This window comes from Streptomyces sp. URMC 124 (assembly GCF_051386455.1).
In the GTDB taxonomy this organism is placed as follows: domain Bacteria; phylum Actinomycetota; class Actinomycetes; order Streptomycetales; family Streptomycetaceae; genus Streptomyces.
Genome location: NZ_JBPQTS010000033.1, coordinates 25,265 through 50,909, shown reverse-complemented (window position 1 = coordinate 50,909; position 25,645 = coordinate 25,265). Strand labels below are relative to the sequence as shown.

Sequence of the window (25,645 nt, the reverse complement as noted above, 5' to 3'; positions counted from 1 at the left end):
CCCCAGCGCCCGTCCCCTCCCCCGGCGCCCCGCACCGGGGCACGGTCGCCGGTGCGCACGCTCCCGGCCACTCCGCCGCTCGCGAACGGGCCGCCCGCGTCTTCGCGGAGGGACGCAAGGCCGCCACCGCGCAGGGTTCGCTGGGCAACCACGCGCGCACGGCCGGCGGCGGGACCGCGACCCCCGAGGCCGGCCTCACGCACAACTGGTGGGGCGTCTTCCCGCAGCCCGGAACCCACGACGGCATCATGGCCACCCACAGCGTCGACGCCTCCTACCGGGTCTCGGACGGGGAGAACTTCACCTACTCCCCCACCACCAAGGCGCAGAATTCGTGCATGGAGGTGGTCACGGCCTACTGGAACAGCGGGAACGAGATCTGGGCCTGGGACTGGTGCTCGGATCCCGGAGGGCCCGCCAGGACCGTGGCCGTCGACGCCTCGTTCCTCGCCACGTACACCGACGGCGCGACCGGGCGACCGGCCTACAGCGTGCAGATGGTCCAGGACGACGCGTCGGCCAACCGGTGGTCCGCGTACCTCTACAACTACCGGACGGCAGGCTGGGAGCTGCTCTTCCGGAACGCGGGCCGGGACCGGAGCGGGCTCTCGCACGGCTGGGACATGTTCGAGATCTACGCCAGCGTCAACCCTGCGACCGGTACGGGCTACTACTGCAGCGAAGCCCGGAGCACCGTCTTCGACTCCAGCTCCGTGGCCCTGCGCAGCCGCGGGGCGTGGAAGCCCGCCCGGCCGGCCGACTCGCCGTGGACCGAGGCCGCCCCGCAGGGCCGTGACTTCCTCTGCCCGCCCCTGAAGTTCCTCCAGGCGGGCGCCAACGACCACTGGACGGTCCGTCAGTAACCGCACTCGCGGCGGCCGGCCACCGCGAGAACGGCCACGCCACCCACGCAGAGTAATCAACCAGCCAGAACTCATGAGCGGGCGGGCGGCGAAAACCGAAGGTGCGCCAGGGAAAGAGAACTACCCGGCCCCGGAGGCCGTCACACGCTGTGTCACCGGAGCGAGGGAGAGATCCGCAGATCCCGCCTCCTGCGCCCGGTGGATCCCCCGAGAGTTGCACCCATGAGCCTCACCACTGCGGGCAAAACTCCCGGACCCGTCCGCTTCTATCTGGCGTGCGATCACCACGGCTGCACCACGCACACCACCTTCGACCTCGTCATCCCCGACCCCGGCCCCTCGCGCGACGACGACCTGTGGGGGCACCTCCTGCACCACACGCACACGGCCACGCCGCACATCAAGGAGCTCGGCTGGAGCTACATCCACGGCAACGGCTACACCTGCCCCACCCATCAGGTGCCGGCCCTGCCCAGCGCCTCCTGACGTCCCGTCGGGGCGCCTCCCGGCTCCGGCCCCCACCAGGGGGCCGGGCCCGGCGCCGGCGGACCCCACCCCGCACCCCGCGCCCCGGGCCCGGGCCGGCGCCCGGCAACCTCCCCGCGAGTGGCATGCTGACGCCGTGAGCAGACCGGAAATCCATGTCACCGTCGCCCCTGAGCTGCGGCTCTTCGTCAACTCCGAGCTACGGCGCGAGCGGGCGCCCGTCACCGTCGACGCGTCGTCGTCGCTGGGCCACGTCGTCGAGTCCCTGGGCGTCCCGCTCACCGAAGCCGGCCGGCTCCTCGTCGACGGACGGCCCGTGCCCGCGGCGCACGTCCCCTCGGCGGGCGAATCGGTGGAGGTGCGCGCGGTCGAGCGCCCGCAGCAGGTGCCCGGCGCGCCGCTGCGCTTCCTCCTCGACGTGCACCTCGGAACGCTCGCGCGCCGGTTGCGCCTCCTGGGCGTGGACGCGGCCTACGAGAGCGAGGACATCGGCGATCCCGCCCTCGCGGCGCTCTCCGCGGCGGAACGCAGGGTGCTGCTCAGCCGTGACCGCGGACTGCTGCGGCGGCGCGAGATATGGGCCGGCGCCTACGTCTACAGCGACCGGCCCGACGAGCAACTGCGCGACGTCCTGAGCCGCTTCCTGCCCGTGCTGGCGCCGTGGACGCGGTGCACCGCCTGCAACGGCCGGCTCGCGGACGCCGAGAAGGACACCGTGGCGCAGCGGCTGGAGCACGGGACGCGGCGGACGTACGACGTCTTCGCGCAGTGCACGGCCTGCGCGCGCGTGTACTGGCGCGGGGCGCACCACGAGCGGCTGGAGGCCATCGTCGAGGATGCGGTGCGGGAATTCGGCGGACGGGTGGTGTGAGCCCTCCGCCGGGGCGTGCCGTACCGCTGAGGGCGGCTTGACGGAATGTAGCGTGCTGTCCGGTTTCCGCGAGCCGGTTCCGACTCCGGGAGCCGGTCGTGCACGGGAGCCGGTCGTGTCCGGAGGACGGTCATGCTCAAGGGATTCAAGAGTTTCGTCATGCGCGGTGACATCGTCGTCGTCGCCGTGGGCCTGATCATCGCGCTGGCCCTCAGCACGCTCATCAAGGCGTTCACCGACTTCATCGTCAACCCGGTCATCGCCCGGGCGCAGGGCGGCCACTCGATGGGGCTGGGCTGGCAGCTCGGCCGGCCGGGCAACAAGAACACCTACCTGGACCTCGGCTCGTTCCTGTCCGCGGTCGTCTACTTCCTCATCTTCATGGCGGTGGTGTACTTCTTCATCGTCGTCCCCTACCGGCACGTGCAGGGGCGGCGAGGCGTCGCCGCCTTCGGGGAGCCGGGGCCCCTCAAGACCTGCCCGGCCTGCCTGTCGGAGGACCTTCCCGCGGCGGCGCTCAAGTGCCGTTACTGCGGCAGCGAACAGCCCCCGTCGGCCGCGCCGGCCGGGAGGCCCGCACCCGGAGGGCGCTGAGGAACGCCGCGGGCGCGCCGCTCCCGTCCGGCGGGAGCACTGCCGACGGGGCGTCAGGGCCAGGTGCGGTTACGGGCCTCGGCGCGGGCGCGCCGCTCCTCCGTCCGGATGCGGCGCTCCTCCGCGGCCCGCCGCACTCCCTCGGCCCGTCGCTCCGCGTAGCCGTTGGGCTCGACGACGTGGAAGCACTGGCCGCAGACATAGCCGCCCTCGGGGCCCTCGATGACCGGGTTCAGACAGTCCTTGCACAGCATCACGACAGCATTCGGCCGGGAAACAAGACGCCCTCCATTATTCAGCCCGCCAGCCGCACCGGCAGCACAATCCGTTGCTGTCAGCCACCCGGAGTAACCGGTGGGATGGCGACAGACGTAGTCGCGACACTCGCCCGGGTGACGGGGCGCCCCGGTCCGGGCCGGGCGGACGGCCCGGGCCGGACCGGGGCTGCAGGTGCGGCCCGTGACGGCGGCTCAGCCCATCGCGGCCCGGGTGGCGGGGGCGTCCTCCAGGCCGCCGCGGTTGACGTCCTTGCACAGCGGGACGGCGCTGACGTTGCCGACGTAGGCGGCCGCGATCCAGGTGGGGCGGTTGCGCAGCATGTACCAGACGTCGTTGCCGCCGACGCTCTGGGCGTGGACCTTGCAGCGCAGTCCGATCTTCGCGCCGCGGCCGAAGGTTCCCCGCACGGTGGAGTCCGTGCTGGGGTACATCCGCTCGTTGACGCCCGTGGGGCTGGTGACGGTGCCGGCGGGACGTTGCGGCACCGGCGGGACGCCGGGGCCCGAGGCCGCCTGGGCGGATCCGGCGACCAGCAGCGAACCGGCGAGGGCGGCCCCGACGATGACGTCCGTCGAGATCTTCTTGCTGCGGGTTGCGAGGGTCCTGGGCATGGGGGCTCCCTGTGTGAGGGGTGGATGAAGCAATGCCGACGTACCACGCCGCAATCCTCGCTAAACCATGACAAAGCACTCTCATTCGGACGGGTGCGAGTCCTCGTGCGAGGGCGGGTCCTTACGGGCCCGGCTGGGCTGCACGCGCTTCGGCTCGCCCTTCATCTTGGGGTGCTCCGGCGGGTAGGGCAGGTCGCCCAGCCCGTGCTCGCGCTCGTCCCGCTCTGCCAGCTCCAGCGCGGCCTCCAGCCCGCACGGGTGGTCCTCCATGTCCGCGTGCAGATCGCCGACGGCCTCGAACCGGGCCGGCATGGTGGCCAGGTCGAAGTCCTCCGGCTCCGCGTCCGCGGCCACCTCGTCCCACGTCAGCGGGGCGGAGACCGGGGCGTGCGGGCGGGGCCGCACCGAGTAGGCGCTGGCGATGGTGCGGTCGCGGGCGGTCTGGTTGTAGTCGACGAAGACCTTGGCCCCGCGCTCCTCCTTCCACCACGCCGTGGTGACCTCCTGCGGCGCGCGCCGCTCCAGCTCCCGGGCGACGGCGATGGCGGCCCTGCGCACCTGCACGAACGTCCACTGCGGCGCGATGGGCACGAACACGTGCAGCCCGCGTCCCCCGGAGGTCTTGGGCCAGCCGGTCAGGCCCAGGCCCTCGAGGACTTCCCGGAGCCCGAGCGCGGCCCGGACGGCGTCCGCGTAGCCGGTGCCCGGCTGCGGGTCGAGGTCGATGCGCAGCTCGTCGGGGTGCTCGGTGTCGTTCCGGCGGACGGGCCAGGGGTGGAAGGTCAGGCAGCCCAGGTTCGCGGCCCACAGCACGGCCGCGGCCTCGTTGGGACAGATCTCGTCGGCGTAGCGACCGCTGGGGAAGGCGATCCGGCCCGTCGGGATCCACTCGGGCAGGTTCTTCGGCGCCCGCTTCTGGAAGAAGGACTCCCCCGTGACCCCGTCCGGGTAGCGCTCCATCGTGGTCGGGCGGTCCTTGAGCGCCCGGACGATGCCGTCGGCGACACCGAGGTAGTAGCGGGCCAGGTCGTACTTGGTGAAGCCCCGCTCGGGGAAGTAGACCTTCTCCGGGTGCGACAGCCGTACCGTCCGCTCCCCGACGGTGAGCTCCAGCGCATCCTGTGCCATGGTCCTCACGCTAGAGGCCCGCGCCGCACGGCGCCTGCGGGCGGCGGCGCGAAGAGGCGGCCGGAGGCCGGGGCCCGCACAATCGCGGTCATGGATCTCCCCGTGATGCCCCCGCTGCAGCCGATGCTCGCCAAGCCCGTGGCGAAGATCCCGCCCGGCATGCTGTACGAGGCGAAGTGGGACGGCTTCCGGGCGATCGTCTTCCGCGACGGCGACGAGGTCGAGCTCGGCAGCCGCTCCGGCAAGCCGCTCACCCGCTACTTCCCGGAGCTCGTCGACGTCCTCCGCGAGCAGCTTCCGCCCCGCTGCGTGCTCGACGGGGAGGTCGTCGTCACCCGCGGTGGGCGCCTCGACTTCGACGCGCTGCTCGAACGCATCCACCCGGCCGACTCCCGCGTCCGCCGTCTGGCCGAGGTGACCCCGGCGAGCTTCATCGCCTTCGACCTACTCGCCCTCGGGGAGGACTCCCTGCTCGCGACGCCGCAGCGGGACCGGCGGGACGCGCTGACCGCGGCGCTGCAGGGGGTACGGGCCCCGGTCCACATCGCCCCGGCCACCTACGACCTGGAGACGGCCCACGCGTGGTTCGAGCAGTTCGAGGGGGCCGGCCTCGACGGCGTCATCGCGAAACCGCCCGCCTCCCCGTACCGGCCCGGCGAGCGGGCCATGGCCAAGATCAAGCACGAGCGGACCGCCGACTGCGTCGTCGCGGGGCTGCGCCACCACAAGAGCGGGCCCGTGGTCGGGTCCCTGCTGCTCGGTCTCTACGACACGGGCGGGCGGCTGCAGCACGTCGGGGTCTGTGCTTCCTTGCCCATGCGCCGCCGGCAGGAGCTGATGACCGAGCTCGAACCCCTGCGGATGCCCACGGCGGAGGGGCACCCGTGGCAGGAGTGGGCCACCGAGGAGGCGCAGGCCACAAGCCGGATGCCCGGCGGGCCGAGCCGGTGGACGGGCGGCAAGGACCTGTCCTGGGTGCCCCTGCGCCCCGAGCGGGTCTGCGAGGTGGCCTACGACCACCTCCAGGGCGACCGCTTCCGCCACACGACGCAGTTCCGCCGGTGGCGCCCCGACCGCGAGCCGCACGAGTGCACGTACGCCCAGCTGGAGGAACCGGCGGACTACAAACTCGCCGACGTCCTGCGGCTGTGAGGGCCGCGACGGCGGCGCCCGCGCCGTGCCCGCTCAGAGCGTGCGCAGCGCGGGGAGCAGCTCCCTCTTGGCCCAGTCCAGGTACGGGACCTGGTGGTCACCGCCGATCTGGACGAGGGCGACCTCGGTGAACCCCGCCTCCGTGTACGCCCGCACGGCCTCGACGAAGCGGTCCACGTTGGATCCGCAGGGGATCCCCTCGGCGACCTGGTCCTTGGTGACGGAGGCGGACGCGGAGGCGAACGCCGTGTCGTGCGGCAGCTCGGAGTTGACGGGCCAGCCGAGCCCGAACCAGCGGAACTGCTCGTGGGCCCGCTCGACCGCCGCGTCGTGGTCGGGGTCGTAGCAGACGGGCAGCTGCCCGATGCGGGGCTTTCCGGCGCCGCCGTGGCGGTCGAAGGCCTCCAGCAGCTCCCGCCGGGGCTCGGTCGCGATGACCAGGTCGGCCAGCTGCCCGGCCAGGCGGCAGGAGTGGTCCCCCGAGACGGCGATGCCGATGGGCGGGGCGGGGGTGGGCACGTCCCACAGCTTGGCGTGCTCGACGTCGTAATGGGTGCCGTGGTGCGTGACGAGCTCCCCGTCCAGGAGCGCCCGGATGATGAAGACGGCCTCTTCGAGCATCTCGTGCCGGACGCTGATGCCGGGCCAGCCGCGCCCGACGACGTGCTCGTTGAGGTTCTCGCCCGAGCCGAGCCCGAGGCGGAACCGCCCTTGCGAGAGCAACTGCACCGTGGCCGCCTGCTGGGCGACGACCACGGGGTGGTAACGCGTGGTGGGACACGTCACGTACGTCATGAGCGGAATCCGTGACGTCGCCTGTGCCGCGGCGCCCAGGAGGGCCCACGCGTTGGGTGCGTGGCCCTGGGCGGCGAGCCAGGGAAAATAGTGGTCCGACGTGACGGAGAAGTCGAATCCCGCTTCCTCCGCGCCCACCACGTGGGCGACCAGGTCCCGGGGCCCCGCCTGCTCCGTCATCATCGTGTATCCGATGCTCACCATCGTGCCCGTCCTCCGATTTCCCCTTTTTCAGATCCCGTTCGGCGTAATCCGACGTGTCTGACGGGTCGGCACCTGTCACTCTGTCTGGAATGGACAGATCGGCCGATATGAAATATTGGGGGATCGATGTCATACAAGTCTCGGCGACACACGGCCCGGCCCCGCCCGGCCCGTGCGCGTACGGCCCGGACGCACGCGTCCCGGACGCACGCGGCCCAGGTGTCCACGACGAGAAGGCAGAGGAAGAGGGCATTGCGTTGCGGTGCGGTTGTCCTGGTGTGCGCGGGGGCGCTGGCGCTGGCCGGGTCGGCCAGCGTGGCGCTGACGGAGGACGACGACAACCTCGATGCCACGGCCCCGTTCTGGGTCGAGCCGAGGGGGCCGGCGGCCCGTCAGGTGAGGGTGTGGCAGGAGCAGGGGCGCGAGGAGGACGCCGCCGTCCTGCAGCGCATCGCGAAGGAGCCGATGGCGGTCTGGCTGACCGGTGACGATCCGAAGGCACAGGCCGAGAGCGTCACCCGGCAGGCCGAGCGCAGCGGAGTCATTCCCGTGCTGGTCGCCTACAACATCCCTCAGCGCGACTGCGGGCAGTACTCGTCGGGCGGGGCCGCGGACGCCGCCCACTACCGCACCTGGGCCGCACGGGCCGCGGCCGGCATCGGCGCCCGGCGGGCCTGGATCATCCTGGAACCGGACGCGCTCGCCCAGTGGGCGTCGGGCTGCGTCCCCGCGGCGGCCGCCAAGCAGCGCCTGGCGCTGATCGCCAAGGCCGTGCGGACCTTCAAGTCCCGGCCCGGCGTTTCCGTCTACATCGACGCCGGCAACCCCGGCTGGATCAGCGACCACAACATGATGGTGACCGCGCTCACCGAAGCGGGCATCGCGGAGGCCGACGGGTTCGCGCTGAACGTCTCCAACTTCCATACGACTCCGGTCACCCGCGCTTACGGAGACCGGCTCTCCGCCCTTCTCGGCGGCGCCCATTACGTCATCGACACGAGCCGCAACGGCAACGGCCCGCTGCCCCCGCCACCGGAGGGCGAAAAGAAGAAGAAGGAAGAACACAAGAAGGAGAAAGAAAAGGAGAAGGAGAAGGAGAAGGGGAAACAGGAAGCCGGTAAGCGGGAGGACGGCAAAGGAGGGAACGGTCGGCAGCAGCCCGTGCCGCACGCCGCCGGGGCCAGGAGGGCCGCCGGAACGCTGGAACCCGAGGGCACGGACGAAGCGGAACTGCAGGGCGAGGGCGAGGAGGAAGAGCACGAACCCGAGTCCTGGTGCAATCCGCCGGGCCGGGCACTCGGCTCCCGGCCCACGACCGCCACGGGGAACCCGCGCATCGACGCCTTCCTGTGGATCAAGCGCCCCGGGGAGTCCGACGGCGCCTGCCGCGGCGCCCCGCCCGCGGGCCGCTGGTGGGCGCAGTACGCGCTGGACCTCGCGCGCGCCACGCCGTCGTACCTCATGCCGCCGTCCCTGGAGTCCGGGCCGCCGGAAGTCCCCCTCCTGCCGTCCGTGCTGCCGCCCAACCCGCCGAGTGCCGCGCCGGCCGACGGCGCGCGGGCGCCCGCCGCTTCGGCCCCCGCGTCCGCTCCCGGGCCGGCGCCCGTGCCCGCTCCGGTCCCCGCGCCCGCCACGGGCCCGGCGGCCGGACCGTCCCAAGGCCCTGCTCACACCGCTCCCCCGGCGGCCCCGCCCGCCGGGCCGCCGACGGACCCGCCCGGCGACCGAACGGCCCCGCACGTTCCGGGCACGGACCCGGCAGGGCCGGGGCATCATGGGTGAGTGACTGCCGGGCAGGTCCGGAGCCGACGCGGGGGGCTGCGATGAACCCTGGGGAACGGGTCAACCGACGGGTGGCGTTCATCGCCGGCGCAGGGCACTCCGGTACGACGCTCCTCGGCCTGCTGCTGGGCACGCACACGTCGGTCTTCTACGCAGGAGAAGCGTGGAACAGCAGGCGCTTGGGCGCCGTGCAGGACAACGGGCAGACGGTGCACTGCATCTACTGCGGTGCCGGGTGCACCGTGTGGGCCGGTCTGCGCCCGGGCATCGACGGTCTGGGGCCGGCCGGCTCACCGGATCTCTACGAAACCCTGTCCGTGCGATCCGGACGGCCCGTCGTCGTCGAGTCGACCAAGGCCGTCGGCTGGATCGAGTTGCAGGAGGCGGCGGTGCGCGACGCCGTCCCGGCCCATCTCTTCCTTCTGGGCCGGGACGGCCGGGCCGTCGTGAATTCGCAGTTGCGCAAGTACCCTCGCGTCCCGGCGCGCGAGCACGCCCGGAAATGGGTGGAGCAGATCCGTGCCTCGGAGCGGCTCGCCGCCCGCTGGCCCGGCCCCGTGGCCCGCCTCCATTACGAGGACCTGGCCACGAGGACCGAAAGCGTGCTGCGGGGGCTGACCGCCTCCCTCGGTCTCGCCTTCGAGCCCGGGATGCTGAATCCCTGGCTCAGCGAGCAGCATCCGCTCGGCGGCAACAGCGGCACCCATTTCCTCCTCGCCCGTGCGCGCGGCTCCGGCGACGCGAACGGCGCCTCACCGGCGCACTTCACCGTCGACGCGAGCAAGAGGGAGCACTATTCCGGGCATCCGCCCGCCGTCGTCCTCGACCTGCGGTGGCAGCGGGAAATGCCGGCGGATGCCCTGGCCGTGTTCGACGAGGTCGCGGGCGAGGTCAACGTTCCCTACGCCAGGTGACCGGAGGCGTGAGGAGCCGTCGTGCGGGGTGCTCCGGGCGGCGGGCGCGGAGCGTCAGTAGTGCCAGCGCGGCTTGCCGCCCTCGCCGCCGCAGATGATGACCCGGCCCTGAGCGTCGTGCGTGCGCGACCCCGCATCGGCCGAACGGCAGTACTGGCCCGCCTTGTAGCAGTTGCCGGCGTTGGAGCGGATCTCGCACGTCGTACCGGCGTTGCGCGGCGCGGACGTACGGCCCGGGGCGCCGGCCGCATCGGTGTGCCCGGCGGCGGGCGCGGTCGCGGTCTTGCGCGGCGGCTTGGGCAGGACCGGCGAGGGCACCGTGCTGGGCGTGGGCGGGGCGGAGCGGGGCGCCGACGGAAGGGCCGACGGCGAGGAGGGGGACGGGGTCGTGGACGCCGAAGCGGACGCGGAGGGCGAGGACTTCTTGCCCGGCGAGGCGTCCTCGTCGCCCCCGGTGCAGCCGGCCAGCGTGAGCACGCCGGCCACGGCTATCGCGCAGGCGGTGGCCCAGCGACGGCGAAAGGCGGAGCGGGACGGGGACGAGGGAGAAACCGCAGAAGCCGGGGAGGCTTGGGAGGCTTGGGAGGAAGACATGACCAGGGAACTCCACGAGCGGAACGGGCAGGGAAAGCCGCACTTCGAAATCCGCGATTCCGCTTGCTGCGGACACGGAAATCGCTGCCGACACGTGGGGGGAACCAACTTGGCGCACCCACATTAGCGGCAGTACGCCACACAGGTGAACCAAGATCTCAGGGAAATGCGCGCTCGGCGATCCGCTCCGTTCTGGAATGATGGAGCCGTGGACGAAGAAGCCATCCCCGTGCTCCATGTCGAGAACGCGAGCGCAGCGGTCGCGTGGTATGCCCGCCTCGGTTTTGCCGAGCAGTGGGAACACCGCTTCGAGCCGGGTCTGCCCGCGTTCGTGGAGGTGGCGCGCGGTGCGGTGCGGCTGTTCCTGTCCGAGCACCGAGGGGACGCCCGGCCCGGCACGCTGATTTACCTGCGGGTCCGCGATGTCGACGCCGTCGCGGCCGAGTTCGGCGTTCCTCCCGTTTCCGCCCCGTGGGCGCGGGAGATCGAGTTGCAGGACCCCGACGGCAACCGGCTGCGCGTGGGCACTCCGGTGAGTTGACGGGCACGGCGCGCGGACGCCACCGACCGTCCGCCCGCCTACCCACGTGCCCGCCTTGCAACCATCCCCTCCGCGGCATTGACCGAATATCGACGTTTCGATGCGGTGAAGTGCGGATGCGCCGCTTCCCGACTTGGAGCTGTTGATCGCTGGCACTACCATCCAACTGGTTGCCTAAGTCAACTGCCGGCAATCGCACTGCCGCATCAGGAGGAATCACCCATGACCGCCACGGCGCAGCAGTTCCGCACCTACGTGGAGCGGAACCTCGACGTCCTGGGAGCCGAACCCACCAGGACGGCCGTCGTTCACCACGACCGCCGCGTCACCGCCGGCGAACTCCGCGACCTCGTCCACCGGATGGCCCGCGCGCTGCTCGCCCAGGGCATCGAGCGAGGGGACACCGTCACGCTGCTCAGCGGCAACCTGCCGGAGACGATCGCGGCCCGCTACGCCGCCAACCTGATCGGCTGCTCGGTCAACCACCTCTACAACAAGCTGGCGGCAGACGTTCAGGCCAACATCATGCGCGACGTCGAGACGCGCGCCCTGATAGCCGACCCCGCCTACGCCTCGCGCGCCGCCGAGCTGGCCGCGCTGACGGAGGTCCGCACCGTCCTCGCGCTGGGCCCGGCCGAGGTGGGCGCTGACCTGCTGGAGCTGTCCGCCGGGCAGTCGGCGGAGCCGCTCTCCGGCCTCGCCCGCCCCGAGGACATCTGCATGATCCGCCACACCGGCGGCACCACGGGTCACCCCAAGGCCATCTGCACCGCCTTCGAGCGGCTGCCCGGCTTCCAGGACGACGTCGACGAGATCCTCGAGCCGGAGGGCAAGGACGAGGACGGGATGCGGCAGCTGGTCTGCACGACGCTCGCCCACGCCGCCGGCCTGCTGGCCGACGTCACCCTCCGCACCAGCGGCGGCACGGTCGTCCTGCTCGACGACTTCGACCCCGCGGAGGTCCTCGCGGCGATCGAGCGCGAGCGCATCACCCACATGTTCCTGCTGCCGCCCCTGCTGTACCAGCTCATGGACCAGCCGGAGGTGGAGAGCACCGACACCTCCAGCCTGCGCAACATCACCTACGGCGGCTGCCAGTCCTCCCCCGCCCGGCTCGCCGCCGCCGTCCGGCGCTTCGGTTCCGTGCTGACGCAGTTCTACGGGCAGAACGAGGCGGGCGGCATCAGCGTCCTCGGCCCCGAGGACCACGACCCGGAGAACCCTGACCGGCTGCGCACCGCGGGCAAGGCCATGAAGGGCGTCGAGATCGCGATCCGCGACGAGTCCGGCCGCGACCTGCCCGCCGGGGAGCACGGCGAGGTCTGCGTGCGCTCGGAGCACATCATGCAGGGCTACTGGAAGCAGCCCGAGCTCACCGCCGAGGTCCTGCGGGACGGCTGGCTGCACACCGGCGACATCGGGTTCCTGGACGACGAGGGCTACCTGACCATCGTCGACCGGCTCAAGGACATGATCGTGGTGGTCGGCGGCCACGTGTACACCACCGAGCTCGAGGACCTCCTCAACACCCACCCGCAGGTCCTGCAGAGCGCCGTCTTCGGCGTCCCGGACGCCAACCGCATGGAGCAGGTCTACGCGGCGGTGGTGACCGTGCCCGGCAGCGAGCTCGACGAGAAGGAGCTGCGCGAGATGGTGCACCGGGAGCGGGGCGCCATGTACGAGCCGGCGCACATCTCCTTCATCGACGCCCTGCCCCTGACGGACGCGGGCAAGCCCGACAAGAAGCTCCTGCGCCGCGAGGCGGAAGCGGAGGCCGCGGCCTCCCTCTGACCCCGCCGGCCCGGCCGCGACCGGGCCCTCGTGGTCCGCGTACCGCCCCGCCGCCCTCGGCAGCGGGGCGCTCGTGCGTCAGCGCGCGGAGTCGGCGGCCGCGGATTCCGCGGCCTGTTCGGCGCGGAGTTGGGCGGCGACGGTGTCCGTCCGGGCCCGCAGGGCGAGGACGCGCTCGCCGGTCTTGGTGCCGTGCTGCGGGGGCTCGGCGGGGAGGACGGGGACGCCCTTGGCCCGGGCGGTGAGCAGCAGGCTGTCCATGACCTCGGGCTGCTGGGCCAGCAGGGCCGTGCTGAACATGTTCGCCCGCAGCGTCTTCTTCATGCCGAGCGCGCCGCGGTAGGTGATCTCGCACGCGACGTCCACGGTCTCCAGCCGCTGCTCGCCCGCCTGCTCCAGCGCGGCGAGCATGACGGAGGCGAGGCCCTCGACGACCTTGGTGACGACCCACTTCCGCCCGGGGAGCATGGGCAGGAGGTCCCGGATCCGGTCGATCTCACCGTCGAGCGCCTCCGTGGTCATGGCGCTGAAGGCGTCGTGCAACTGCAGGTGGACGACCTTCTCCCAAGGGATGTCCTCGCCGTCGAAGCCGACCGACTCGGGCCCGAAGCGCAGCGCGCCGATGCCGTCCAGCGGGCGCAGCGCCCTGGCGGTGACGGCGGGGACCTTGGGGTGACGGCAGATCAGGGCGCCGAGGGAGAACTCCCACTGCACGGGGGTGGGGGCGGCGGGGGCGGGCAGCGAGCGCAGGACGGAGAGGACCCAGTCGCCGGAGGCGTTCGTGCCGGCGCGCCCGGCGTCGACGCCGCGCTGCACGGCGTGGGCGACGTCCTTGCCGAAGGAGGTCGCCGCCGTCCCCACCTGGTCGCCCAGGCTCTTCACCCTGTTGAGTATGCCCATGCCCTGACCCCGTTTCACCTGCGATGTTCGTATGGCGGCGACACTTTACCCAGTGACCGGGCGGGGAGCGCCGGCGCGCCGAACCTGCGGTTCGACACCGTGCTGATGGGGCGCGGCACCTACGAGTCCGCTCACCGCGGAGATCACCACCCCGTACGCCCACCTGTGGCAGTACGTCTTCTCCCGGACGCTCGCCGGCGCCGGCCCGGCGGTCGAGGTCGTCCCGGGCGACGCGCTCGCGTTCGTCCGCGAGCTCAAGGAAGAAACGGGATGGCATGGGCATCTGGCTGTGCGGCGGCGGAGGGCTCGCGGGTACGCTGCTGCCCGAGATCGACGAACTGATCGTCAAGCCACCCGGTGGTCGCCGGCGGGACGGCCCTGCTCACCTGCACCAGGGGTCTCGACTAGCCTGAGGGCACGATGAACCGTTTGATGACGCCATGGGGCGAGCTGGACCTCACCCGTTTCCCCGAGGACCCCCGCGACCGGCTCCGTGCCTGGGACGCCGCCGACGAATACCTCCTCGGCCACCTGGCGGGGACCGCGGAGACCGCCGACGGCCCCACGGACCTGTCCGGCACAGTGGCCGTCCTGGGCGACCGGTGGGGCGCGATGACCACCGCGATCGCCGGGCAGGGGCACAGCCCCGTCCAGATCACCGACTCCTTCCTGGCCCAGCAGGCCACCCGCCTGAACCTCGAGCGCAACGGCGTCGCGCCCGGCGGCGCCACCCTCCTGTCGACGCAGGACGCCCCGCCGGAGCGCATCGACGTCCTGCTGGTCCGCGTACCCAAGAGCCTGGCACTCCTGGAGGACCAGCTGCACCGGCTCGCACCGCGGCTGCACGCCGGGAGCGTCGTCGGCACGGGCAAGGTCACCGAGATCCACACCTCGACGCTGAAGCTGTTCGAGCGGATCGTCGGCCCCACCCGCACCTCGCTGGCCGTGAAGAAGGCCCGGCTCATCTTCTGCTCGCCGGACCCCGCCCTCCCCCGGGCCACGAGCCCCTGGCCGTACGGCTACGCACTGCCGCTGGGCATCGGCCCGGCCTCCGGCCTGACGGTCACCAACCACGCCGGCATCTTCTGCGCCGAGCGGCTCGACATCGGCACCCGCTTCTTCCTGCGCAACCTGCCGCAGCGGCGCGGCCCCGAGCGCATCGTGGACCTCGGCTGCGGCAACGGCATCGTCGGCACGGCCGCGGCGCTCGCCAACCCGCAGGCCGAGGTGGTGTTCGTCGACGAGTCGTTCCAGGCGGTGGCATCCGCGGAGGCCACGTTCCGGGAGAACGCGGGCCCGCGGGCGGCGGCCGAGTTCCGGGTGGGCGACGGGCTGTCGGGGATGCCCGCCGAGTCCGTGGACCTGGTGCTCAACAACCCGCCCTTCCACTCCCACCAGTCGACCACCGACGCGACGGCCTGGCGCATGTTCACCGGTTCGCGTGCCGCACTGCGTCCGGGCGGGGAGCTGTGGGTCATCGGCAACCGCCACCTGGGGTACCACGTGAAGCTGCGCCGCCTCTTCGGCAACTGCGAGATCGTCGCGAGCGACGCGAAGTTCGTCGTCCTGAGGTCGGTTAAAAACTGAACTTTCCACCCGGAGCGACCCCACCGGCGGGCAGTGATTCAGATCACTGCCCGCCGGTGGTTTAAGGCTTCTTGGGGCAGCTGCACCCATGGCATGATCATGCCGTTACCGGCGGGTAGCCGTCCGGTTCACCCGCCCATGCCGTGTGATGCGGGCCGGAGTGCGGACTCCTCCGGCTCCGGTCCGCCCCCACCTCACGCTCCGAGGACCGAATTTGCGCAAGCCCGCACGATTCATCGCTTTACCCGTCATCACCGCGGCCTCCCTGCTCGCCACCGGCTGCTCCGCGGCCTCCGGGCCGTCCGGCAGTGACACGGGCGCAGGCACCGAGAAGGCCGCAGCGGCCCGTCCGCCGGCGGCGGAACCCCAGCTCGCCGTCCGGGCCGCCCCCGAGGGCGCGGGCGCGCCGAGTGCCGTGGCCCGCCCGTCGGGCTCCGGGAAGACCGCGCAGAAGTCCTCGCTGAAGGTCGCCTCGTTCGACCGCAGCAGCGGGCGCGCCGTCATCTCCGGTGCGGCGAAGCCCCCGAAGGGCCTGGCCCCCGGCCGCACCCCCACGCCCTCCGGTCCGGCCGGCAGCGGCGCCCCGGAGAAGCCGGCGAAGCCCCAGAAGAACGATCAGGTGGCCGTCGGCGACGTCATCGCCAGCGCCCCGGCCCCCGGTGCCCCCGACGGCGTCCTCGCCAAGGTCACCAAGGTGCTCGGCACGACCGACAAGGGCACCGAGGTCACCACCGCACCCGCCACGATGGGCGCCCTGCTGGGCGACGCCAAGGCCGGCGGATCGGTCCCCGTGGACCCCTCCACGGTCGGCGTCGAGCCGCTCGTCAAGGGCGTCAAGGTCTCGTGGGCGAAGACCGGGGACCTGCACTTCGGGCCCAAGGGCGCGAAGCTGCCGCTGGGCAACCTGCGGCTCGACGTCGGCACGTCCATCGCCACCGCCAAGGACGCCCCCGCGTCGGCCTCCGCGTCGGCATCGGGCTACGTCCAGCTGGCGCCCGAGGTGAACTTCGCCTACGACGGCGGCGGTTCGGGCTTCGGTGGTGCGCCCGCCAGTGCCTCGGTCTCGCTGTCGGGCGACTGGTCCTCCCAGTGGGAGCTCAAGGGCCAGGCCGCCGCCTCGACGGACGGCAAGCCGCTGCGGCTGCCGTTCGCCAAGCTGCACGCCTCGCCGGTCATCCAGGTCGGCGCGGTGCCGGTCGTGGTCAACCTCGGCCTCACCTGCTACCTGCAGGTGGACGCCGACGGCCACGTCAACGTCGACGTCAAGGAGGACCTCAAGGGAGGCTTCCGCGTCGGCGGCACGTACACCAAGGGCAAGGGCTGGACCCCGGTCAACACCTCCGACTTCTCGGCCACTTCGCCCCAGGCGTCGGTGTCCGCGGCCGGCAAGGTGAAGGCCGCGCTCGGCGCCGAGGCGTCCGTGGGTCTCTACGGCGCGGTCGGCGTCACCGCCGACGTCGCCCCGTACCTGCGGGCCGAGGTGGAGGGCCGGGCCGCTGCGGCCGCCGACGGCTCGGCCTCGGCCACCGGCAAGTGGAGCGCGTACGGCGGGCTGGACCTGGCCGGAGCCCTGCAGCTCCAGCTGAAGATCTTCGGCACGCCGATCTTCCAGAAGCCCATTCCGCTGGGCTCGCTCCACAAGGAGTGGAAGCTCGCGGGCGGAGAGGGAACCGTCTCCACGGCGGGCTCCCGCCGCAAGTAGGCTCCGCACCTGCGGGCAAGGGCACCGGTACGCGCCTCGAAGTGCGTGCCGGTGCCCTTTCCTTTGCCCTTGCTCTTTTCCTGGTTTCCCTCGCGGAACTCCTACGCCTTGGACGCGCGCAGCGAATAGACCATCGGGATGCGCGGGCGGCCCTCGGGCAGGCGGTAGACCGGGCAGCCGCCGCCCCGGCTGCCGCTGGTGTCCTGCGCCCGGACCATGCCGTCGAGGAACTCGAACAGCGTGAAGTCGTGCTCGTGCAGGAACTCCAGGCGCAGGCCCGCGGCGCTCACCGCACTGACGACGTCACCCATGGTGTGCTGCCACTCGACCGAGCGGTTGTGCCGGGTCGGGGCGCTCATGTCCGCGTACGATCCTGGCTCGTCGAAGGTGAGCGGCCCGCGGGCGAAGTAGTCCTCGGCGAAGGCACTGCCGTCCTCGCCCAGGCACATGGCCACGGGGTGGAACTCCGCCAGGTACAGGAAGCCGCCGGGCGCGACCAGCGAGGCCGCGGTGCGGGCCCAGCGCTCCAGGTCGGGCAGCCAGCACAGGGCCCCGAAGCCGGTGTAGACGACGTCGAAGGCCTCGCCCCGCAGCGCGGCGGGCGCCTCGTACACGTCCGCCTCGACGAACCGGGCCCGCTCCTCGCCCACTTCCGCCGCCAGCTTCCGCGCCGCCGCCACCGCCGGTCCGGAGAAGTCCAGGCCGGTCACGTCCGCGCCCTTGCGGGCCCAGGACAGCGTGTCGGTGCCGATGTGGCACTGCAGGTGCAGCAGCCGCTTGCCGGCGACGTCCCCGACCTCGTCCTGCTCGAATCCGCGCAGGTCGTTGCGGCCGGCCCTGAACCCGGCGAGGTCGTAGAAGGCGCTGTCCGTGTGCAGGGGGACCCGTTCGTCCCACAGGGCGCGGTTGGTCTCGCGCCAGTCCTCCGCGCGGCCGGCCCGCTCGCCGCCCGTCGGCTCGCCCTCCGTCCGCCCGCTGTCCGTCTGTCCGCTGTCCGTCGTCACCGGCGTGACGGTAGCGGGGGCGCTCGCGGCCACGCCAACGGATTTCCGGCCGCTCCGCGTGCGTCGGCCGCGTGCACGCCGGGGGGCGCGTGCCGTGGCGCGGCGGGCCGGTCGCACTGCGGGAGGGGCGTACGCAGCGACGGTTCGCGCGTTGTGCTGGGTAGGCAGGAGCGAGACGTCACGGATGCATACGTGCGTGACGGGACGAGAGCCATGGGAAGGAAGGCACGTTGATCCGTCTGGCGCGGGGCGCTACGGGGTTCCGGGGGCCGCACGAGGCCCCTCTGCCGCGGACCGAGGCGGCGCTGTTCCGGGCCGCCTGCTTCACCGCCGCCATGGAGGCCCGGGGGCGGGCCGGTGAGATGGTCCCCGGTGAGATGCACACGTTCCGCCACGCGACCCTGACCGACGGGTACGGCCGTGCGTTCACCGCGCTGGGCCACGCGCACCTGCCCGTGGTCGCCTTCACCACCGACGCGGTCTGCGAGGGCAAGCCGGTGCCCGGTTTCGCGGACCCGCCGCTGTGGGCGCAGGCCTTCGAGACGGCGGGGCTGCGGGTGATGGGCGTCAAGGAGCTCATGACGCCCCTGGAGGAGGTCGACGTGAGCGACCTGTCCCCGGCCGAGCTGACGGAGATCCGCTACTGGAAGCCCGCGTGCCTCGGGGACGTCCTGTTCAACTGGTGGGACTGACCGGGCCGCCGGCGGGGCCGCACCCGCCACCGGCCGGATCCCGCCCCTCCGGACGCGGACACGCGGTGTTACGGTCTGGTGTCCGTCGGCCGGAGGACGGTGAAGGCCGCAGAGCGAGAGAGGCGGAGGTGGCGTCGCGATGACCCCTCGCCGCAGTGCCGGGCCCGGCGAGCCGACCTTCACGGAGCGGGCGCGCCGGCAGCAGATCATCGAGAGCACCATCGACCTGATCTCCACCCGGGGGTATCCGGCGACGTCGCTGTCGGCGATCGCGGAGCGGGCCGGGATCTCCAAGGCGGCGGTCCTCTACCACTTCTCCTCGAAGGACAACCTCACGCGCGCGACGCTCGCGCAGGTGCTGGAGCAGTTCGGGGCGTACGTCACCGAGCGCGTGGAGCGGGAGGAGGATCCGCTGGACGCGCTCGTCGCCTACGTCCGGGCGATGGTCGGCTACCAGCAGGCCAACCGGCGCCACGTGCGGGTCATCACCGAGATGCTCCTCGACGACGAGGGCGGCACGCAGCTGAAGACCCCGGGCCGGCACGACACCGGCGGCCGCTGGCAGGCCCTGGCGGAGCTGCTGGCGGCCGGTCAGGCGGCGGGCCGGCTGCGCGCTTTCGACACGCGGGTAATGGCGCTCGCGATCGGCGGGGCGATCGACGGGGTGGTCTCGCACTGGCTCGCCCACCCGGACGTCGACCTCGCGGCGGCGGCCGAGGAGCTGGTGACGTTCACGCTCCTCGCGGTCCGGGCCTGAGACCGGGCCGGGCGCCCGTCCCGGCGCGCGCCTAGGCCCTGGCGAAGGCGGGCGCGCGCTCGGGCCGTATCCCGATGCCGCCCAGGTAGGCGGTGACCGTGCGCAGGGGCGGCACCCGGCGCAGGAGGCGCATCGGCACGGGCAGGCCGGCGGCCTCCAGGGTGCCGTCGAGGGCGCTGCGGATCAGCCGGTGCTCGCCCAGCTGCGACTGCTGCACCAGGGCCGTCGGCAGCCGCCGGCGCTGCTGCACGCGCGCCAGGTCGTGGAGGCGCACCGTTCCCTCGCGCAGCGGCCGGGCGAGGATGCGGGCGGCCGCCACGGCGTCCTGGATCGCGAGGTTGACGCCGACGCCGCCGACGGGTGACATGGTGTGGGCCGCGTCGCCGATGCAGAGCAGGCCTGCCGCATACCAGCGCGGCAGGCGCCCCATGGTCACATCCAGCAGCTTGACGTCGTCCCAGGAGCGGATCGCGCCGGTGACGTCCGCGTCCCAGCCGAAGAGGCCGCCGAGGCGGTCGCGGAACCACTGCACGTCGCGGGTGCGCAGTTCCGCGTCGCGGCCCTTGGCGATGAGGTAGGAGGTCTGGAAGTACGCGCCCCGGTCCATCGTGACCGCGGCCTGCCCGCCGCCGAAGCGGGCGAAGACACGGCCGTCCTTGACGCCGCCGCGGGGTGCGTCCACGCGGACCTGCCAGACGTCCATGGGGACGTCGAATGCGTCCGGGACGAGGCCGGCTTCCCTGCGGACGACGGAGCGGCGGCCGTCGCAGCCGACGGTCAGGTCGGCGGCGATCTCGCCGGGGGTGCCGTCCTCTGTGGTGTAGCGCACGCCGGTGACGCGGCCGCCTTCCTTGCGCAAACCCGTGACCTCGGTGCACATGCGCAGGGTGAAGGAGGGTTCGGCGGCGGCAGAGCTCGCCAGCAGGTCGAGGAAGTCCCACTGGGGGACCATGGCGATGTACTTGTGGCGGCCGGGCAGGCGGCGGAAGTCGGCCGCGACGACGGTGGTGCCGGCGATCTCCATCCGCATCTCCTCCAGCTTGGGGAAGGGCAGTTCCGCGAACCGCTCCCCGAGGCCGAGCTCGTCCAGCAGCCGCAGGGTGGAGGGGTGGACGGTGTCGCCCCGGAAGTCGCGCAGGAAGTCGCGGTGCTTCTCCAGGACGGTCACCCGGATGCCGGCCCTGGCCAGCAGCAGCCCCAGCATCATGCCCGCAGGTCCGCCGCCCACCACGCAGCACGTCGTGTTTTCCATGCTTCCCGCCTCTCGCCGCGCGCTGATCCGCGCATGACTCTGACCGATCGGTCAGTAATCTAACCGATCGGTTAGTCGCCGCTTCGGGAGGGGCCGAGAAGACGTCAGAAACGAGGGGGCCCTGCGGTCTTCACGCCGTCAGCGCTTCCCCTTCCGCCGCGTCGGCACCCGCCGCCGCGGCGGCCGCCAGCCGCTCCATCGACAGGTTCAGCACGGAGGCCAGGGCCGCGATCGTGAAGAAGGCGGGCGTCGGCGCGCGGCCGGTCTCGATCTTGCGGAGCGTCTCCGCGGACAGGCCCGAGGCGGCGGCGATCTCCACCATGCTCCGCTCGCCGCGCGCCTCGCGCAGCAGGGCGCCGAGCATCTCGCCGCGCTGCCGCTCCCAGGGGGTCAAAGGGGTCCTCACCATGCCCCCGATAGTAGACCGTGATACTAATACCGGTATAAGAATTGGATGCCTACCGAGGGGGTTCGGAAACCATGGTGGAGATCAAGACCGACGGGGAGCTGGAGGCCATGCGCGCGGCGGGCCGTGTCGTCGCCCACGCGCTGGCCGCGGTGCGCGACGCCGCGAAGACCGGTGTACGGCTGCGGGAGCTGGACGAGGCGGCGCGCACCGTGCTGAGCGAGGCCGGGGCACGTTCCCCCTTCCTGGGCTACCGGCCCTCCTTCGCTCCCACGCCCTTCCCGGCCGTGATCTGCGCATCGGTCAACGACGCCGTCGTGCACGGCATACCGGACGGCTACGCGCTGCGCGACGGCGACCTGGTCAGCATCGACTGCGGCGCGCAGCTCGACGGGTGGGCGGGTGACTCCGCCGTGAGCTTCGTCGTCGGCTCGCCCCGGCCGGCCGACACCGCCCTCATCGACGCCACCCGGCGGGCCCTGGACGCCGCGATCGCCGCGGCCGTCGTCGGCAACCGCATCGGGGACATCTCCCACGCCGTCTCCACCGTCGCCCGCGCCGGGCGCTACGGCATGCCCGAGGACTTCGGCGGCCACGGCATCGGCCGGCAGATGCACGAGGACCCGCACGTCCCCAACTGGGGCCGCCCCCGCAGGGGCCTGCCCCTGCGGCACGGCCTGGTCCTCGCGCTGGAGCCCATGCTCATGGCGGGCGGGCGCAACGACTACCGCACGGACCCCGACGGGTGGACGCTGCGCACCACCGACGGCAGCCGCGCCGCGCACATCGAGCACACGGTCGCCATCACGGACGACGGCCCGCAGGTGCTCACGCTGCCGTGAGTCCACCGCCTCCTCAGACGGAGAACTGCCGCATCAGCCGCACCCCTTGGGCCGCCGTCACGTGCGGCAGGTACGCCTTGCCGATGGCGCGGGTGATGGCAGGGAGGGCTGCCGGGTCCGGATAAGCCATGTACATGGGCCGGTACTGCGGCTGGAACTTGGATTTGAAGTTCAGGAGCGACCGGAAGCCGTAGACCGGTTCGAGGACCTTCCCCCCGTAGTCGAGGATCCGCTGGAGCGCCGCCGGCGGTTCCTCCGTGGCCTTGCGGGCGAGCGGGGCGCCCGAGAGGCTGAGGAAGCGGGCTCCCTCCTCCTGGAAGCCCAGCGCGGCGGAGGCGATGAGGAACTCCATGGAGCCGCGGAACCCGGCGGCCCGGCGCCGCATGAAGTCCAGCGTCCAGCCGACCGGCCGGCCCTCTGCGTACACCGGCATCCAGCTGGTGATCCCGTGCACCGTGCGGTCGCCGTCCACCGCGATCAGGCAGCGCACGGCCGGGTCGTCGAGCTCGTCCAGACCGCCGAGGGTGAAGCCCATCTCGGGCAGGCCCTTGTCGGCGACCCACTCCTCGGAGATCGAGCGCACCTGGTCGGTGATGGCCACCGGGGCGTCGGGGTAGGACCACCACTCGGCGGTGATGCCCTCCTTCTTGGCCTTGTTCAGGGCGGTCCGCACGTCCTGCCACTTCTTGCCGGTGAAGGCCAGGTCGGGCAGCGGGACGACGGTGTCCTCGGCGACCTGCACCGAGCGCCAGCCCAGGGCCTCCGCCGCGGCGCGGGACTCCTCGCCGACGCTGTAGAAGCACGGCGTCCAGCCGCGCTCGTCGCAGTGGCGCGCGAAGCCCGCGACGGCCCCGGCCCGCGCGTCGGGCGCGCCGAAGGGCTCGCCGGTGGTCAGGGCCACGGTGGCGACCACGCGGTAGGCGACGGCGGCCCGGCCCTGCTCGTCGAACCAGTAGTAGTTGCCGTCCCAGGTGGTGAGGTAGCTGAGCGTCGATCCGCCGTGGGCGACGAGGAGTGCGCGGGCGCGTACGGCGGCGTCGGCGTCGGTGTGCAGGCGCGGGCGGCGGAAGGTGACCAGCAGCGCGATCAGGGTGACGAGCCAGAAGACGAGCCCGCAGTAGTGGAACAGTGCCTGCGCGGTCCCGCCGACCGGCACCGGCCAGTCGGTGAAGGTGGCGAGGAGCGTCGGCGGCAGGAACTCCGAGGCCAGCCCGGAGAAGAGCACCGACGGCGTGGCCTCGGGGTCGTACTGGTCGCGCACCGCGTAGCCGATGCCGACGTACGCGGCGCAGGCCAGGACGAGCGCCCCGCCGGTCACGGCCGCGAGCCCGCGCGTGGCGGAGCGCGGCAGCCGCAGGTCGAAGCGGGCGCGGGTGACGATCAGGAGGACGACGATCAGGACGGGCAGCAGCATCTGCTCGGCGAAGGCCTGGGCGTACGTGGAGCGTTCGGCGGGTTCGGCCCATCCGGCGGGATGGCTGAGGAAGTCGTCCAGCCACCAGGAGAAGAGGGCGATCCAGGCGAGGTGGACGAGGACGGCCAGCGTCCAGGCGAGCCGCAGCCCGCGGCGCAGTCCTTCGGCGAGGACGAGCATCAGGGCGGGGACGAGCACGGCCATGACCGTGGCCGGAGAGTCGTAGAAGTTGCGCAGGGCGTGGACGAAGTGGCAGTCCTCCTGCGAGGCGGCGCAGGCGTCGGCGACCTCCTCACCGGTGGGCTGCACGGAGACGTAGAGCTGGAAGGAGTTGAGGGGCCCGTAGGCGTCCCGGTAGAGGATCGCGACCATCGGGCCGATCGCGGCGGCGGCCACGACGATCGCGACGAGGACGCGGGCCTCGGTGTGGGAGGAGTGCCGCAGGCGCAGGGGCCCGCTCCGGTGGTACAGCAGAGCGCCGAGGAGGAGGCCGACGACGGCGCCGCCGAGGCGCAGGACGCCCTGGAGGTGGCCGACGTAGAGGGCCATGACGAGGGCGAAGGCGACGATGCCGAGGCGGGTGCGGCGGCGCCACAGGGCGGTGAGCCGGTAGCTGAGGACGCCGCCGACGGCGAGGGCGCCGACGCTCGGGGAGACCGCGAGGTCGCCGGCGAGCTCCTCCAGCCACCACTCCCCCGCGAGGTTGCCGAGCTGGACGATGCCGGCGCCGAGGAGCGTGCCGAGGATCTGCCCGCCGACGAGGACAGCCGCGGTGCGGGCCACGCCCAGGCGCCGCTCGGAGGGGGTGACGAGGAGCAGGATGATGACGGTGGAGCCGATGTAGCCGCCGAGCCCGGGGCACCACAGCAAGGAGCTGACCGGCGTCCACCAGCGGCCTTCGGCGAGGGCGGGCACGCCGACGGCGACGGCTTCCGTGCGGTGGGGGCCCGGCCCGCTGCCGAGGCTGCCGGTGACCGCCCCGACGGTCCACAGCACCGCGAGGAAGGCGAGGGTGAAGGGGGCGTGCCGGACGGGGGCGAGCGTCCGGTCGAGGGTGACGCGCCAGGGGTGGGTGCTGTCACCGGTGGTGGGCGCGGGCGGCGGGGCGGTGGTCTCGCTCATCGGATCAGTCCCGTCTCCCGGGCGATCCAGGGCAGTTGTCTCTCCAGGCCGGGCCGCCAGACCTGCCAGCTGTGGCCGCCGGGGAGCAGGACCCATTCGGCCCGCATCCCGGCCCTGACGGCGGCCTCGTACACCTTGCGCTGCTGGGGCCGGTAGGTGCCGTCGTCGCTGCCGGCGACGAAGGCGGCCTTGGTGCCGGGGAAGCGCTGCCGCGCCATGACGTCGAGGGGGTTGACCGCGGTGAAGGCCGCGGTGTCGCCGCCGAAGGCCGCCTCGATGGTCTTCTGCCGGCTGCCGAGGGTGGGCGCCTCCTGGCCGGAGATGTCGTTGACGACCCCGTAGACCGCGGGGGCGTTGACGCCGAGCTGGAGCGAGCAGGTCCCGCCGAAGGAGATGCCGGAGATCGCCCAGGAGGTGCGGTCGGCGGCGACCTGGAGGTGGGAGCGGATCCAGTCCGGGACGTCGCCGGCCAGATAGGTCTGGACGTTGCCGAGCCGGGAGTCCAGGCAGAGGGTGTTGGCGAACTGCGAGCCGAGCGGGTCCACGACGACGACCACGGGTGCGAGGCCGCGGTGTTCACCGGCGAAGGCGTTCATCATGTCGACGAGCCGCCCGGAGTTGATCCAGTCGCCGGGCGAGCCGGGCTGGCCGGCCATGAGGACGACGACGGGGAGCAGGGGGCGCGGGGAGGCCCGGTAGGCGGGCGGCAGGTAGACGTAGGCGCTGCGCGCGTCGAAGCCGGAACGGGTGCCGGGGACGGAGGACTTGGACAGGGTGCCGTTGCGGGCCATGCCCGCGGGCGGGTGCCAGACGTCGGCGATCGCCTTCCCCGCGGGGACGCGCAGGGCGGGTTCGGTGCGGCCGGTGGCGTCGGCGATGCTCGTGGTCTTCGTGAGCCAGGAGTTGAGGGCCGAGCGCGCGGTGGGGTACTGGTCGAAGTGCCGATTGATCTCGGAGGCGCCCACCAGCACCACGAGGAGGGCGGCGAGGGCGGCGCCGGCCCGGTACCGGGGGCGCAGCAGCGGGATGCGGAAGGCGGCGAGGCAGACCCCGAGGAGGGCGATCCCGGCCCAGATCACCACGGCGAGGGGCAGGGGGTCGGGGAAGGGCTGCCACCAGTCGTCGACCGCGGTCTGCAGGAGCCAGGTGAGGACGGCGGCCAGCAGGACGGCGAGCGGGGCCCACCGGGTCCACCAGGTGCGGCGGCGGGAGAGGAGGAGCACCGCCAGGGCGCACAGCCCCAGGGCCAGCAGGGCCAGCGGAATCCATCCGCTCACCAGGGACCAGTCCAGCGGGCCTGCCGCGATCCGCATCCGACGCACCTCCCTGAAAATGCTACATATCCCCCTAAAGTCAGCAACT

Annotated in this window: 25 protein-coding genes; 14 read left to right on the top strand and 11 right to left on the bottom strand. The window is 72.7% G+C overall.

Annotation, left to right across the window (positions count from 1 at the left end):
* The 4 genes from ACSNOG_RS09955 to ACSNOG_RS09940 form a co-directional block, all read left to right on the top strand.
* On the top strand, positions 1–863 hold an 863-nt coding region (locus ACSNOG_RS09955), incomplete at its 5' end, for a carbohydrate-binding protein (protein ID WP_436752214.1).
* 222 nt (positions 864–1,085) lie between these two features.
* A complete protein-coding gene (locus ACSNOG_RS09950; RefSeq protein WP_058043386.1) occupies positions 1,086–1,349 on the top strand; it encodes a hypothetical protein in 264 nt (87 codons plus the stop codon).
* A 136-nt stretch (positions 1,350–1,485) separates the two neighbouring features.
* Positions 1,486–2,220: a Mut7-C RNAse domain-containing protein gene (locus ACSNOG_RS09945; protein ID WP_436752213.1), complete on the top strand. Its 735-nt coding sequence runs from the start codon at positions 1,486–1,488 to the stop codon at positions 2,218–2,220.
* 132 nt (positions 2,221–2,352) lie between these two features.
* Positions 2,353–2,814, top strand: coding sequence for an MscL family protein (locus tag ACSNOG_RS09940; protein WP_436752212.1), 462 nt, complete (start codon positions 2,353–2,355; stop codon positions 2,812–2,814).
* Positions 2,815–2,867: 53 nt separating this feature from the next.
* On the opposite strand, the gene ACSNOG_RS09935 is transcribed toward ACSNOG_RS09940, so the two are convergent.
* The 3 genes from ACSNOG_RS09935 to ligD all read right to left on the bottom strand — a co-directional run bounded on the left by ACSNOG_RS09935 (position 2,868) and on the right by ligD (position 4,832).
* Positions 2,868–3,068, bottom strand: coding sequence for a hypothetical protein (locus ACSNOG_RS09935; protein WP_058043383.1), 201 nt, complete (start codon positions 3,066–3,068; stop codon positions 2,868–2,870).
* 216 nt (positions 3,069–3,284) lie between these two features.
* Positions 3,285–3,704: an SH3 domain-containing protein gene (locus ACSNOG_RS09930; RefSeq protein WP_436752211.1), complete on the bottom strand. Its 420-nt coding sequence runs from the start codon at positions 3,702–3,704 to the stop codon at positions 3,285–3,287.
* A gap of 81 nt (positions 3,705–3,785) precedes the next feature.
* A complete protein-coding gene (ligD, locus tag ACSNOG_RS09925; protein WP_436752210.1) occupies positions 3,786–4,832 on the bottom strand; it encodes a non-homologous end-joining DNA ligase in 1,047 nt (348 codons plus the stop codon).
* A 90-nt stretch (positions 4,833–4,922) separates the two neighbouring features.
* On the opposite strand from ligD, the gene ACSNOG_RS09920 reads away from it, so the two are divergent.
* Positions 4,923–5,984 carry an ATP-dependent DNA ligase gene (locus ACSNOG_RS09920; RefSeq protein WP_436752209.1) on the top strand — a complete coding sequence of 354 codons (1,062 nt, stop codon included), beginning with the start codon at positions 4,923–4,925 and terminating at the stop codon, positions 5,982–5,984.
* 33 nt (positions 5,985–6,017) lie between these two features.
* Here ACSNOG_RS09920 and ACSNOG_RS09915 read toward each other — a convergent pair whose 3' ends face one another.
* Positions 6,018–6,983 carry a TIGR03557 family F420-dependent LLM class oxidoreductase gene (locus ACSNOG_RS09915; RefSeq protein ID WP_436752208.1) on the bottom strand — a complete coding sequence of 322 codons (966 nt, stop codon included), beginning with the start codon at positions 6,981–6,983 and terminating at the stop codon, positions 6,018–6,020.
* 252 nt (positions 6,984–7,235) lie between these two features.
* On the opposite strand from ACSNOG_RS09915, the gene ACSNOG_RS09910 reads away from it, so the two are divergent.
* Together ACSNOG_RS09910 and ACSNOG_RS09905 are read left to right on the top strand one after the other, a co-directional pair.
* Positions 7,236–8,765 carry a glycoside hydrolase family 6 protein gene (locus tag ACSNOG_RS09910; RefSeq protein ID WP_436752207.1) on the top strand — a complete coding sequence of 510 codons (1,530 nt, stop codon included), beginning with the start codon at positions 7,236–7,238 and terminating at the stop codon, positions 8,763–8,765.
* A 41-nt stretch (positions 8,766–8,806) separates the two neighbouring features.
* Positions 8,807–9,679, top strand: coding sequence for a hypothetical protein (locus ACSNOG_RS09905; protein ID WP_436752206.1), 873 nt, complete (start codon positions 8,807–8,809; stop codon positions 9,677–9,679).
* Positions 9,680–9,733: 54 nt separating this feature from the next.
* Here the strand turns inward: ACSNOG_RS09905 and ACSNOG_RS09900 are convergent, their stop codons facing one another.
* A complete protein-coding gene (locus ACSNOG_RS09900) occupies positions 9,734–10,165 on the bottom strand; it encodes a hypothetical protein (RefSeq protein WP_436752205.1) in 432 nt (143 codons plus the stop codon).
* 316 nt (positions 10,166–10,481) lie between these two features.
* On the opposite strand from ACSNOG_RS09900, the gene ACSNOG_RS09895 reads away from it, so the two are divergent.
* Positions 10,482–10,814: a glyoxalase superfamily protein gene (locus tag ACSNOG_RS09895; protein ID WP_436752204.1), complete on the top strand. Its 333-nt coding sequence runs from the start codon at positions 10,482–10,484 to the stop codon at positions 10,812–10,814.
* A gap of 222 nt (positions 10,815–11,036) precedes the next feature.
* On the top strand, positions 11,037–12,605 hold the full coding sequence (locus ACSNOG_RS09890) for an AMP-binding protein (RefSeq protein WP_436752203.1): 1,569 nt from the start codon (positions 11,037–11,039) through the stop codon (positions 12,603–12,605).
* 78 nt (positions 12,606–12,683) lie between these two features.
* On the opposite strand, the gene ACSNOG_RS09885 is transcribed toward ACSNOG_RS09890, so the two are convergent.
* Positions 12,684–13,505 (bottom strand): hypothetical protein, encoded by an 822-nt coding sequence (locus ACSNOG_RS09885; protein ID WP_436752202.1) that lies wholly within the window; start codon positions 13,503–13,505, stop codon positions 12,684–12,686.
* A 420-nt stretch (positions 13,506–13,925) separates the two neighbouring features.
* On the opposite strand from ACSNOG_RS09885, the gene ACSNOG_RS09880 reads away from it, so the two are divergent.
* Both ACSNOG_RS09880 and ACSNOG_RS09875 read left to right on the top strand, forming a co-directional pair.
* Positions 13,926–15,092 carry a methyltransferase gene (locus ACSNOG_RS09880; protein ID WP_436752201.1) on the top strand — a complete coding sequence of 389 codons (1,167 nt, stop codon included), beginning with the start codon at positions 13,926–13,928 and terminating at the stop codon, positions 15,090–15,092.
* 214 nt (positions 15,093–15,306) lie between these two features.
* Positions 15,307–16,794, top strand: a complete 1,488-nt coding sequence (locus ACSNOG_RS09875; protein WP_436752200.1) for a hypothetical protein — start codon at positions 15,307–15,309, stop codon at positions 16,792–16,794.
* Positions 16,795–16,895: 101 nt separating this feature from the next.
* On the opposite strand, the gene ACSNOG_RS09870 is transcribed toward ACSNOG_RS09875, so the two are convergent.
* A complete protein-coding gene (locus ACSNOG_RS09870) occupies positions 16,896–17,693 on the bottom strand; it encodes a class I SAM-dependent methyltransferase (RefSeq protein WP_436752215.1) in 798 nt (265 codons plus the stop codon).
* Between the two features lie 335 nt (positions 17,694–18,028).
* On the opposite strand from ACSNOG_RS09870, the gene ACSNOG_RS09865 reads away from it, so the two are divergent.
* Both ACSNOG_RS09865 and ACSNOG_RS09860 read left to right on the top strand, forming a co-directional pair.
* Entirely contained in the window at positions 18,029–18,490 is a 462-nt protein-coding gene (locus ACSNOG_RS09865) for a hypothetical protein (protein WP_436752199.1), read from the top strand.
* 139 nt (positions 18,491–18,629) lie between these two features.
* Positions 18,630–19,247 carry a TetR/AcrR family transcriptional regulator gene (locus ACSNOG_RS09860; RefSeq protein ID WP_436752198.1) on the top strand — a complete coding sequence of 206 codons (618 nt, stop codon included), beginning with the start codon at positions 18,630–18,632 and terminating at the stop codon, positions 19,245–19,247.
* Positions 19,248–19,278: 31 nt separating this feature from the next.
* Here the strand turns inward: ACSNOG_RS09860 and ACSNOG_RS09855 are convergent, their stop codons facing one another.
* Both ACSNOG_RS09855 and ACSNOG_RS09850 read right to left on the bottom strand, forming a co-directional pair.
* A complete protein-coding gene (locus ACSNOG_RS09855) occupies positions 19,279–20,499 on the bottom strand; it encodes an FAD-dependent oxidoreductase (RefSeq protein ID WP_436752197.1) in 1,221 nt (406 codons plus the stop codon).
* 130 nt (positions 20,500–20,629) lie between these two features.
* Positions 20,630–20,908, bottom strand: a complete 279-nt coding sequence (locus ACSNOG_RS09850; RefSeq protein ID WP_436752196.1) for a helix-turn-helix domain-containing protein — start codon at positions 20,906–20,908, stop codon at positions 20,630–20,632.
* A gap of 71 nt (positions 20,909–20,979) precedes the next feature.
* On the opposite strand from ACSNOG_RS09850, the gene map reads away from it, so the two are divergent.
* On the top strand, positions 20,980–21,747 hold the full coding sequence (gene map / locus ACSNOG_RS09845) for a type I methionyl aminopeptidase (protein ID WP_436752195.1): 768 nt from the start codon (positions 20,980–20,982) through the stop codon (positions 21,745–21,747).
* Between the two features lie 13 nt (positions 21,748–21,760).
* Here the strand turns inward: map and ACSNOG_RS09840 are convergent, their stop codons facing one another.
* Together ACSNOG_RS09840 and ACSNOG_RS09835 are read right to left on the bottom strand one after the other, a co-directional pair.
* On the bottom strand, positions 21,761–24,283 hold the full coding sequence (locus ACSNOG_RS09840) for a bifunctional lysylphosphatidylglycerol flippase/synthetase MprF (RefSeq protein WP_436752194.1): 2,523 nt from the start codon (positions 24,281–24,283) through the stop codon (positions 21,761–21,763).
* The gene (locus ACSNOG_RS09835) at positions 24,280–25,596 is read right to left on the bottom strand and encodes an alpha/beta hydrolase (protein WP_436752193.1); all 1,317 of its coding nucleotides are present in this window, start codon (positions 25,594–25,596) and stop codon (positions 24,280–24,282) included. The genes ACSNOG_RS09840 and ACSNOG_RS09835 overlap by 4 nt, the downstream gene beginning before the upstream one ends.
* Between the last annotated feature and the right edge of the window lie 49 nt (positions 25,597–25,645).

Excerpts from the sequence above, each read along its gene's own strand:
- map (WP_436752195.1), top strand. The coding sequence starts at position 20,980 with ATGGTGGAGATCAAGACCGACGGGGAGCTGGAGGCCATGCGCGCGGCG.
- ACSNOG_RS09940 (WP_436752212.1), top strand. The coding sequence starts at position 2,353 with ATGCTCAAGGGATTCAAGAGTTTCGTCATGCGCGGTGACATCGTCGTC.
- ACSNOG_RS09915 (WP_436752208.1), bottom strand. The coding sequence starts at position 6,983 with ATGGTGAGCATCGGATACACGATGATGACGGAGCAGGCGGGGCCCCGG.
- ACSNOG_RS09905 (WP_436752206.1), top strand. The coding sequence starts at position 8,807 with ATGAACCCTGGGGAACGGGTCAACCGACGGGTGGCGTTCATCGCCGGC.
- ligD (WP_436752210.1), bottom strand. The coding sequence starts at position 4,832 with ATGGCACAGGATGCGCTGGAGCTCACCGTCGGGGAGCGGACGGTACGG.
- ACSNOG_RS09930 (WP_436752211.1), bottom strand. The coding sequence starts at position 3,704 with ATGCCCAGGACCCTCGCAACCCGCAGCAAGAAGATCTCGACGGACGTC.
- ACSNOG_RS09880 (WP_436752201.1), top strand. The coding sequence starts at position 13,926 with ATGAACCGTTTGATGACGCCATGGGGCGAGCTGGACCTCACCCGTTTC.
- ACSNOG_RS09840 (WP_436752194.1), bottom strand. The coding sequence starts at position 24,283 with ATGAGCGAGACCACCGCCCCGCCGCCCGCGCCCACCACCGGTGACAGC.
- ACSNOG_RS09835 (WP_436752193.1), bottom strand. The coding sequence starts at position 25,596 with ATGCGGATCGCGGCAGGCCCGCTGGACTGGTCCCTGGTGAGCGGATGG.
- ACSNOG_RS09885 (WP_436752202.1), bottom strand. The coding sequence starts at position 13,505 with ATGGGCATACTCAACAGGGTGAAGAGCCTGGGCGACCAGGTGGGGACG.
- ACSNOG_RS09920 (WP_436752209.1), top strand. The coding sequence starts at position 4,923 with ATGGATCTCCCCGTGATGCCCCCGCTGCAGCCGATGCTCGCCAAGCCC.
- ACSNOG_RS09950 (WP_058043386.1), top strand. The coding sequence starts at position 1,086 with ATGAGCCTCACCACTGCGGGCAAAACTCCCGGACCCGTCCGCTTCTAT.
- ACSNOG_RS09850 (WP_436752196.1), bottom strand. The coding sequence starts at position 20,908 with ATGGTGAGGACCCCTTTGACCCCCTGGGAGCGGCAGCGCGGCGAGATG.
- ACSNOG_RS09855 (WP_436752197.1), bottom strand. The coding sequence starts at position 20,499 with ATGGAAAACACGACGTGCTGCGTGGTGGGCGGCGGACCTGCGGGCATG.
- ACSNOG_RS09890 (WP_436752203.1), top strand. The coding sequence starts at position 11,037 with ATGACCGCCACGGCGCAGCAGTTCCGCACCTACGTGGAGCGGAACCTC.
- ACSNOG_RS09935 (WP_058043383.1), bottom strand. The coding sequence starts at position 3,068 with ATGCTGTGCAAGGACTGTCTGAACCCGGTCATCGAGGGCCCCGAGGGC.
- ACSNOG_RS09860 (WP_436752198.1), top strand. The coding sequence starts at position 18,630 with ATGACCCCTCGCCGCAGTGCCGGGCCCGGCGAGCCGACCTTCACGGAG.